The following is a 9,831-nucleotide window of genomic DNA, read 5'->3' as shown; positions in this document are numbered from 1 at the left end:
GGAATCCGTTGGGCAACCCAGTGGTGACCAGTGACGATTTCCATGTACCAAATATCGTTCTTGTCGGAGAAGATTACACCGTTACCTTCCGCGGACCCGTACTTGGCAACCAGGCCGCCGAGGTAGGAAACCCCTTCGCGGGCACTGTTAATAAATGGCAGGGTCATGGCGACAATCACGTCTTCGTTGATCCCGGATTCAGTGTTCAGCGGGTCGTAAGCGAGGGCGCGTTCGTTGGCGTAGACACTTTCGGTGGCACTCATGCCGACGTTTTTCTCGTTAAAGCCGCTTTCGTCGTAAACCCCTTCGTTTTTCAGGTCAATGTTTGGCGTCCCCTGGTAACGGTAGCCATCACGTGGCCGCTGACCAACAAAGTGGTTGAGGTAGGACTTAACGGTGCTGTCCTGGTCGTGATAGGCCGGGTAGACAACCAGTTTCATCGGGTTCAGCGGGCTGAAAGTATCGTCGTTGCGGGCGGCCATCGTCGAACCATCAATCGTTGCACCCTTACCAACCAGGACGGTGGTACATGCTGAGCGTTTTTGCTTTTCCATTATTAAATCAACCTTTCTGTTTGTTTACTGCTGCTGCAAGTCGGCAAATTGGGCGTGAACCAGCTGGGCGAGGTCCTCCGCGTTAATTTCCACCGAACGGCCGATCTTCCCCGCCGAAACAAAGATGGTGTCTGACTTCTTGGCATCATTATCAATAAAAATTGGGTAATGGTGCTTTTCGTAGATCCCCACCGGAGTGTTAGCACCGTGGACGTAGCCGGTCGTCTTCAGAAGCTTTTTCAATGGCACCATGTCGACCTTCTTGTTGCCAGAAACACGGGCGAGTGCTTTTTCGTCCAGGTGCGAGTCAACTGGCACGACCCCAACGAGCGGGCCGGTCTCCTTGCCACTGAGGACCAGCGTTTTATAGATCCGGTGTTCGTCTTCAGTTTCCCGGTTGAGGGTCAAGCTCTGTACGTCGCCATCTTGGTGGGTCGCAAAAACGGCCGACTTGTAGGGAACGTGGTGTTGGTCGAGAATCTGCTCTACCTGGGTCTTTTTCAAACGTTTTTTCTTTTTACTCATCAGTAATAGAAAACTCCTTTACAACAAAAAATAATCTGGAACGGTCCAATTTTGCCAATATAGGTAACCAATTTTGAAAAGTTTGGTATACTACTATTGACTATATTATAACGCGGCCAACAATTGGTGACAGTAAGGAGCAATTTTGAATGTCAGATTTGGTTTACCGCAAGGTGATGCGCGACATCAAGGGCAAGATTTTGGCGGGTTCATACTCGGCGATGAAACTGCCAGATGAACGGTCCTTGAGCAAGGATTACGAAGTTTCCCGCAGCTCGATCAAGCGCGCGCTGGGAATTCTCGCCCAGCAGGGAATTATTTTCAAAAAGCGGGGTTCCGGAACCTTTATTAACCCCCTTTACTTAAAGAACCGGGCCATGTTTAACTACGAAGGTAGCAACCTCGGGATCACGGATAGTTTCCGTCTCGCCGGTAAAAAGCAGGGGATTAAGCTGTTAGATTACCAGGTAATTCCGGCCAGTCCGGATATCCAGCAGGACCTCTTCTTAGAAAAGGATGATTTTGTTTACCAAATTCGCCGGTTGCGGCTGGTGGATGGTCAACCGTTTATGGTAGAGACGGGCTACATCCCGATTAAGATTACTCCAACCTTGTCACCGGCAATCGTTGAGGGTTCGATCTTCAACTATTTGCAGCAAGAAAAAGGGAAGGCCGTTACCCGGTCCTTTATGACGATTTCTGTTTCGCCATCGACGGTTGATGACCAGCAGCAACTGAACTTGTCAGTGACGGAGCCGGTCGGCGTGATGGAAGGGATCTTCTTCCTAGACGATGGGACACCGTTTGAAGTATCGAATATGCGGGTTCATTACCAGTACATGAAATACAACACCTTCGTTAACTTGAATAATGAGTAATTATTGTTTGAAATTTTTGTTAACGTGAGATTGATACCCCGTCGCAGTCCCGTTGTGACGGGGTTTATAATTGGACCGTATCAATTTTTATAAAGGTTGACTTTATCCCAATTTGTGATACGATAATTGCGTAAATTGAGTGATTTACGTTGTGTCTGTTTTGGATAGATTTTATTTAAGGAGTGTTGAATTTATGGCAGTAGACTACGATTCCAAGAAATACTTGGAAAGCGTTGATGCATACTGGCGTGCAGCTAACTACCTTTCAGTAGGTACCCTGTTCCTGATGCACAACCCGCTGCTCCGTCGTGAACTGAAGGCTTCAGACGTTAAGCCGAAGCCGATTGGTCACTGGGGGACGATTGTTCCACAAAACTTCATTTACGCACACTTGAACCGTGTAATTAAGAAGTACGGTCTGGACATGTTCTACATCGAAGGTTCCGGTCACGGTGGCCAGGTAATGGTTAACAACTCATACCTGGACGGTTCATACACTGACATCTACCCTGAATTCACTCAGGATGAAGCAGGTATGGCTAAGCTGTTCAAGCACTTCTCCTTCCCAGGTGGAACTGCTTCACACGCTGCTCCAGAAACTCCAGGTTCCATCCACGAAGGTGGGGAACTGGGTTACTCACTGTCACACGGTGTTGGTGCAATTCTGGACAACCCTGATGTTATTGCCGCCGTTGAAATCGGTGACGGTGAAGCCGAAACTGGCCCACTGGCAACTTCATGGTTCTCAGACAAGTTCATCAACCCAATCACTGATGGTGCTGTTCTGCCAATTCTGCAGATCAACGGTTTCAAGATTTCTAACCCAACCATCGTTTCACGGATGAGTGACGAAGACTTGACTAAGTACTTCGAAGGCATGGGCTGGAAGCCATACTTCGTTTCAGCTTACAAGCAAGCTGACCGCGAAGGTGAATTCAACGGCTACAAGGACCACATGCAGGTTCACGAAGAAATGGCTAAGACGATGGACGCTGCGATCGAAGACATCAAGAGCATCCAAAAGAACGCTCGTGAAAACAACGATGACAGCATGCCACAATGGCCAATGATCATTCTGCGTGCACCTAAGGGCTGGACTGGTCCAAAGGCTGACCTGAATGGCAACCCAATTGAAAACTCCTTCCGTGCTCACCAGATTCCGATTCCGGTTGACCAAGAACACATGGAACACAAGGACATGCTGGTTGACTGGATGAAGTCATACAAGCCAGAAGAACTGTTTGACGAAAACGGTGCCCCAAAGGCAATCGTTGAAGAAAACGTTCCGGAACCAGACCAACGGATGGCAACTAACCCAATCACAAACGGTGGGATTGATCCTAAGCCGCTGCGCCTGCCAGACTACCGTGACTTCGCCGTAGAAATGGACGGCCATGGTACTGTTGTAAAGCAGGACATGATTGAATGGGCTAAGTGGCTTCAAAAGGTTTCCGAACTGAACCCAACTACTTTCCGTGGTTTCGGTCCAGACGAATCCAAGTCAAACCGTCTGTACGACCTGCTTGACGGTTCCAAGCGTCAATGGATGGAAAACATCCACGAACCAAACGACGAAGACTTGGCACCACACGGTCGTGTGATCGACTCACAACTGTCAGAACACCAAGCTGAAGGCTGGCTTGAAGGTTACGTTCTGACTGGCCGTCATGGTTTCTTCGCAACCTACGAATCATTCGGTCGTGTTGTTGACTCCATGCTGACTCAACACATGAAGTGGCTGCGGAAGGCTAAGGAGCAATACTGGCGCAAGGATTACCCATCCCTGAACTTTGTGGACACTTCCACTGTCTTCCAACAAGACCACAACGGTTACACTCACCAAGATCCAGGTCTGTTGACTCACCTGTTCGAAAAGAACCGTCCAGACCTTGTTCACGAATACCTGCCAGCTGACACTAACGAACTGTTGGCCGTTGGTGACAAGGCATTCCGTGACACTGAATGCATCAACGTGCTGGTAACTTCCAAGCACCCACGTGCACAGTGGTTCAAGATCGATGAAGCTACTGAAATCGTTAAGAACGGTCTCAAGTACATCGACTGGGCTTCTACTGACCAGGGTCAAGAACCAGACGTTGTGTTCGCTTCTGCTGGGACTGAACCAACTGAAGAATCACTGGCAGCGATTGACCTGCTGCACAAGAACTTCCCTGACCTGAAGATTCGTTACATCAACGTGGTTGACATCATGAAGCTTCAGAGCCAAAAGATCAACAAGAATGGTCTGTCTGACGCCGAATTCGACTCCTACTTCACGACTGACAAGCCGGTTATCTTTGCATGGCACGGCTTCGACTCCATGATCAAGGACATCTTCTTCGACCGTCACAACAAGAACGTTCACATCCACTGCTACGAAGAAAATGGTGACATCACTACGCCATTCGATATGCGTGTCCTGAACGAACTTGACCGCTTCCACCTGGCTAAGGACGCTATCCAAAGTGTTCCGGGCTACGAACAAAGCACGATGGCCTTTGCTCAGAAGATGGACGACATGGTTGCTCGTCACAACCAGTTCATCCGTGACGAAGGTAAGGACCTTCCAGAAGTTACTAACTGGAAGTGGAGCGGCTTAAACTAATCAGGCTACCAACTAAATCAGAAAAGCGAGATCGGAATTATCCGGTCCCGCTTTTTTGTTGCTTGAAGATGAGTTTGTCTTCAGTATTCAATTTCCGTTTTATCCGGCTTTATATCTTAGCTAAGCTTAACTTTTCTAGGTTTTACTTACTTGACGAGACTTACAATCAAATTGAAAGAATGATGTAAGCGAGTCATGACAATCATCAATAGTAATTCGCCTTTCTACCCCGAAAATGGTATGATGACTTCGCAATGAAACGAGGTGTTCCACGTTGAATAAAAAGCAGAACCTGGTGGAGCAAACCACTCAGCAGCTGATTTCTTTTATCCAGGACAATAACATTCAAGTCGGTGAGAAGCTGCCGAACGAGGCAACGCTGTCTGAACAATTACAGGTCAGCCGCAGTACCTTGCGCGAGGCTGTTAGCATCCTGATTTCCCGTAATATTTTGAAGGTTCGGCAGGGGTCTGGTACCTACGTCAGTGAAAAGCGCGGCCAGTCCTCTGATCCCTTTGGGCTGGCCTTTATTAAGGACAAACAAAAGATGATTTCCGACCTTTACGATATGCGGTATATCCTGGAGCCGGAAATTGCTGCCCTGGCTGCCAAGCATGCCACCGCTGACCAGGTTGGACGGATGCGGGAACTGGTCAAGCAGATCGAGCAGTCCTTTGATAGTGGTGATCAGCGTCACGTTTCGCTGGATATTGAACTGCATACCCTGATTAGCCAGGCCAGTGGTAACGAGGCCTATTCCTATATCGTGCCGATCATCAGCCGGTCGGTGAGTCTCTTTAACAAGTCGTATGATGACTTGGCGGCGAAAAACTTTACCCGGAAGATTCACCGCGAGATTATCGCGGGGATCGCTGCTCATGACCAGGCAGCTGCCCACGATACAATGCTGGTTCACATGGCCAATAACCGTCTGGTTTACCGCCGGTTAATCGGCTACCATTAATAATGATTAACTCTAATGAGTTGGACCGTAGTCAGAACTGACTGCGGCCCTTTTTGTACCTTCGTGGAACAAATTTTTCCTTTTGACCCATTGAGAAAGCGTTTTAATGAAAGCGCATTTACAAACTTTAGGTAACCGGTTACAATGAAGTCATCAGATGAATTTAGACGATATTAATTCTTTTCACCTTCAATCAGCCGATTTGATTAATTTTCGCCAAGAAATCATCTGACGAAAGTTAATGTTGCGGCGTGAAGAAAAGAGGGGATAACGGTATGAAGAAGAGAAAGTATATCCTGCTTGATGCCAGTGTTCTGCTGCTTGCGCTGGGATTAATCTATGCCTACACCATCGTGATGGCACCCTTAGCAAAGACCTTTTCCTGGTCACCTTCGCAAATCTCGATGATTTACGTTCTCTCCATTATTAGTTTTACGGTTGGTAACATCATTGCCGGGGTAATGCTCAAACACATGACGGTCCAGCGGGTATTCATCTACGGGGCCGTGATGATTGCGATCGGCTTTATTGGAGCCGCCTTTGCCAACCCGCCTTACGATCTCTGGTTGATCTACGTCTTGTACGGGATCTTGACCAGCATGGGCATTGGGTTCGTCTACAACGGGATTCTGCCGACCATCACGGCCTGGTACCCGGATAAGGTCGGACTCGCCCAGGGGACGCTACTGATGAGCTACGGGATGGGGGCCTTCATTTTTGGACCACTCATCACCGAGATCTATACGGCGTTGCCGTGGCGACCGGTCTTCATCGGCATTGGCGTGATTTTCGGCCTACTGGTTGCACTCTCGACCCTGTTAATCAGGGCACCACAACCGACGGACGGGATTGTCCAGGTAAACGCTGATGAGGCCGACGACTTGGAAAATGTCGAAGATAAGGATCTGCACGAGATGCTGCATGATCCGACCTTCTACATGTTTTATTTGTGGATGATCTTCTTAGGGATTGTTGGCCAAGGAATTCTCGGTATCGGCAAGAGCCTACCGGACGAACAGCACGTGGCGCCCTTACTAGCAGCAATTATCGTTGGTCTTGTTTCACTAGGTAACGGTGGCGGCCGGCTGCTTGGCGGGTGGCTACTTGGTGCAATTGGTCGCCGTAAGACGATGCTGAGTTCTAACTGCCTCTTCTTCGTGGCGATTGGTTTCTTACTGTGGTCGGAAACGACGGGAAACTTGGTTGCCATGTCCCTTGGCTGTCTGCTTTGCGGGATGAGCTTTGGGTCCATTCTGGTCGTGATGACTTACTTCACCAAGGCGGCGTGGGGACTAAAGAATATGGCGCTAAACTTCGGGGTCGTTAACTCCTACGGGATTCCAGCGGTTTTTATCGGCTCCTGGGGTGCCAGCAAGATTTACGAAGCTGCAGGTTCCTACCTACCAGTCTTCGTCATCATGCTGATTTTATCGGCACTGGCCCTGGTGGACCTCATTATTTTGGAAAAGTATCTTGGACATAAGTTTGGCAAACAAATGCCAGTACATCAATAGGAGGAATTCATTATGCATTTGAACGATTTAACGGGTAAAAAGGCAATTGTTACTGGTGCTGCACAGGGGTTGAGCTACGGCATGGCTGAGGGACTGCTAGAAGCGGGGGCGGAAGTGACCCTCCTTGACGTTAACCCGAAGGTCAAAGAAGTGGCCAAGAAGCTTGCCGACGAAAAGGGTTACCCGACCCACGCCGTGGTGGCTGACTTAGGCGATGATGAGGCCCTAAAGACCGGCTTTAACAAGGCCGTCGAATTGCTGGGTAACCACCTGGATATCCTAGTTAACGGGGCGGGGGTTCAGCGGCGGCACAAGTCCGAAGAATTCCCGATTGAGGACTGGGACTTTGTGATCGGCATCAACCTGCGCGCGGTTTGGGAAATGTGCCAGCTGGCTGGTCAAACTTTCATTAAACAGGGGAGCCGCGGGAAGATTATTAATATCGCGTCGATGCTCTCGTTCTTCGGTGGTTATACGGTCCCGGCTTACTCCGCTTCTAAAGGTGGGGTCATGCAGTTGACCAAGTCCCTCTGCAACGAGTGGGCGGAGAAGGGGATCAACGTCAACGCCCTAGCGCCTGGCTACATGGCGACGACGATGAACACTGCCCTGCTGGACCCGAAGAACCCGCGGTACGCGGCAATTACCAACCGGATCCCGGCCAAGGCCTGGGGTCAGCCGGAAGACATGAAGGGCCCCGTTGTTTGGCTCGCTTCCGATGCTTCTGATTACATTAACGGGGCGATCATCCCGGTTGACGGTGGTTACCTGGTTAAGTAACGCCACGTGAGTAAGAAAGGAAGCCAGCATCATGAAAATCTATATCACAGATTGCGACCACGATAATATCGACATTGAAACTAAGGTCTTTAGGGATGCCGGGATGGACTTCAAGCTGTGCCAGGCTCGGACGGAAGACGAGGTCATCAAGCAGTGCGGTGACGGTGAAATTTTCATCGTCCAGTACGCGCCGATTACCCGGAAAGTGATGGATGCTATCCCGTCGCTGAAGTATGTTGTCCGCTACGGGGTCGGTGTTGATACGGTTGACCTGAAGGCCGCTACTGAAAAGGGTATCCAGGTCGGGAACGTTCCGGACTACGGGATGAACGAAGTGGCCGATCACGCATTGGCCCTCTTATTAGACCTCAAACGGAAGATTTACCTGATGAACCCGTACACCAAGACGGAGAAGTGGGACTATGCGAAGTCCATCCCGATTCACCGCTTCTCCACCCAGACGGTCGGGGTTGTTGGCCTTGGGCGGATCGGCCGCAACTTCGCGGCGAAGGCTCACGCGCTGGGCTTCAATGTCATCGGCTACGACCCGTACTACAAGGAAACGCCAGCAACAAGCTTTATTAAGCCGGTTCCCTTTGACGAGCTGGTTAAGACGGCCGACGCGATTTCCCTGCACATCCCGGCCGATAACAACAAGGACCTGTTTAATGCCAAGACCTTTAAGCAGATGAAGGATAGTGCGGTGATTATCAACGTTGCCCGTGGGGGCATTATTAACGAGGACGACCTTGATGCCGCCCTGACTGCTGGTGAAATTGCCGGCGCCGGAATCGACTGCATGGCAACGGAACCAATGCCAGCCAACTCGCCAATCTTCAAGCATCCGAACCTAATTGTCACGCCGCACATGGCCTGGTACTCGGAAGAGGCGGCGGAAGAACTGAAGCGGAAGGTTGCCGAGGAAGCGGTCCGCTTTGCCAAGGGCGAACCAATCCACTACCCAGTTAACCACCTGAAATAATTAAATAAAACCAGTAGAAATTGCCGAAAAAAGCTGTGCCACCCGCGTGACACAGCTTTTTGTGTTGCTTTATTGGAGAAGCCAATCCAAGATATTTACTTTTTTTATTCCGTCATAATTAGCATTTTGATTAAAGCTATCTAAAGTGAGCAGATATTTTGGGTAAGAATCCTTAATGCTCTGAAGGGGCCGCAATTCACGGTGTAAAACGTCCTTGTCTAATGTACTGAGAGCCACTTGATAATAGCGAGCCTCGTTATGGGCATTGAGAGCGACAAAGTCAACTTCTAATTTATTAGTTTGACCAACGTAAACGTTTGGGTATCGGCGTAGCAATTCAAGGTAAACAACGTTCTCAATAATGTGGCCATAGTCTTCCTGGTGATCCGCCAATAGCAACCGCCTGATCCCGGGGTCGACTACGTAGTACTTGCTGTTACTGCGCAAAATTTGACGACTATGAATATCGTATGGCTTAGCTTCATACATTAACAAGCTTTGTGTAATTCCATTAATGTATCGATCGATGGTTTTATTGTCGGCTGTGAAAAGACTGCTACGGAGGGTTTTAGCAATTTTATTAACTGAAATTGGGCTACCAATATCGCTAAATAGCGTTCTAATGACGCGTTCGAGTACTGGAACATCACGAACTTTTAATCGGGCTACAATATCCGTTAAGACAATTGTGGAATAAACGCCGCGGAGGTATTCCAATCGTTCTTGATCATCATCGACAAAGAGGGTATACGGGAATGAGCTATTGAGGTACTTGTTAAATAGTTCTTGGTGGGAGGAACGTGAATTATTTTGTTGTTGCCACTGAACAAATTCCTTGAAAGATAATGGGAGCATATTTAACTGGACATAGCGACCAGTTAAAAGGGTTGCATTTTCACCACTGAGAAAGTAAGCGTTAGAACCAGTGAGGTACAAGTCAACATTCTTTTTAATGAAAAGAGAATCGACGACCTTTTCAAATTGGTGAACGTGTTGAATCTCGTCGAGGAAGATGTAGTTCATCTGGTT

The 9,831-nt window shown here is 48.9% G+C and carries 9 protein-coding genes; 6 read left to right on the top strand and 3 right to left on the bottom strand.

All coding sequences use genetic code 11. The annotated features are described in order from the left end of the window. Positions 1-554 (bottom strand): C69 family dipeptidase (locus Q0E49_RS07455; RefSeq protein WP_295747599.1); only part of this gene is annotated, 554 nt, incomplete at its 3' end. Between the two features lie 24 nt (positions 555-578). Further along, on the bottom strand, positions 579-1,079 hold the full coding sequence (ybaK, locus tag Q0E49_RS07450; RefSeq protein ID WP_295747597.1) for a Cys-tRNA(Pro) deacylase: 501 nt from the start codon (positions 1,077-1,079) through the stop codon (positions 579-581). 149 nt (positions 1,080-1,228) lie between these two features. Between ybaK and Q0E49_RS07445 the strand changes: the two genes are divergently transcribed. From Q0E49_RS07445 to Q0E49_RS07420, 6 genes are all read left to right on the top strand, one after another. Beyond that, positions 1,229-1,957 (top strand): GntR family transcriptional regulator, encoded by a 729-nt coding sequence (locus tag Q0E49_RS07445; RefSeq protein ID WP_295747595.1) that lies wholly within the window; start codon positions 1,229-1,231, stop codon positions 1,955-1,957. Positions 1,958-2,150: 193 nt separating this feature from the next. Continuing rightward, positions 2,151-4,562: a phosphoketolase gene (locus tag Q0E49_RS07440; protein WP_295747593.1), complete on the top strand. Its 2,412-nt coding sequence runs from the start codon at positions 2,151-2,153 to the stop codon at positions 4,560-4,562. A 274-nt stretch (positions 4,563-4,836) separates the two neighbouring features. After that, positions 4,837-5,526 (top strand): FCD domain-containing protein, encoded by a 690-nt coding sequence (locus Q0E49_RS07435; RefSeq protein ID WP_295747592.1) that lies wholly within the window; start codon positions 4,837-4,839, stop codon positions 5,524-5,526. A 275-nt stretch (positions 5,527-5,801) separates the two neighbouring features. Next, on the top strand, positions 5,802-7,040 hold the full coding sequence (locus Q0E49_RS07430) for an MFS transporter (protein WP_295747590.1): 1,239 nt from the start codon (positions 5,802-5,804) through the stop codon (positions 7,038-7,040). 12 nt (positions 7,041-7,052) lie between these two features. Continuing rightward, on the top strand, positions 7,053-7,820 hold the full coding sequence (locus Q0E49_RS07425; RefSeq protein ID WP_295747588.1) for an SDR family oxidoreductase: 768 nt from the start codon (positions 7,053-7,055) through the stop codon (positions 7,818-7,820). A gap of 31 nt (positions 7,821-7,851) precedes the next feature. Continuing rightward, positions 7,852-8,802 carry a C-terminal binding protein gene (locus Q0E49_RS07420; protein ID WP_295747586.1) on the top strand — a complete coding sequence of 317 codons (951 nt, stop codon included), beginning with the start codon at positions 7,852-7,854 and terminating at the stop codon, positions 8,800-8,802. Between the two features lie 69 nt (positions 8,803-8,871). Here the strand turns inward: Q0E49_RS07420 and Q0E49_RS07415 are convergent. Beyond that, positions 8,872-9,831: ATP-binding protein (locus Q0E49_RS07415; protein ID WP_295747584.1), on the bottom strand; the 960-nt coding region annotated here is incomplete at its 5' end.

The organism is uncultured Limosilactobacillus sp. (assembly GCF_934202235.1).
Lineage (GTDB): Bacteria > Bacillota > Bacilli > Lactobacillales > Lactobacillaceae > Limosilactobacillus.
The sequence above is the reverse complement of the archived record's forward strand: the minus strand, read 5'-3'. Positions and strand labels throughout refer to the sequence as shown.

Coding starts and splice junctions, on each gene's coding strand:
- ybaK (WP_295747597.1), bottom strand. CDS start 1,079: ATGAGTAAAAAGAAAAAACGTTTGAAAAAGACCCAGGTAGAGCAGATT.
- Q0E49_RS07445 (WP_295747595.1), top strand. CDS start 1,229: ATGTCAGATTTGGTTTACCGCAAGGTGATGCGCGACATCAAGGGCAAG.
- Q0E49_RS07440 (WP_295747593.1), top strand. CDS start 2,151: ATGGCAGTAGACTACGATTCCAAGAAATACTTGGAAAGCGTTGATGCA.
- Q0E49_RS07430 (WP_295747590.1), top strand. CDS start 5,802: ATGAAGAAGAGAAAGTATATCCTGCTTGATGCCAGTGTTCTGCTGCTT.
- Q0E49_RS07425 (WP_295747588.1), top strand. CDS start 7,053: ATGCATTTGAACGATTTAACGGGTAAAAAGGCAATTGTTACTGGTGCT.
- Q0E49_RS07420 (WP_295747586.1), top strand. CDS start 7,852: ATGAAAATCTATATCACAGATTGCGACCACGATAATATCGACATTGAA.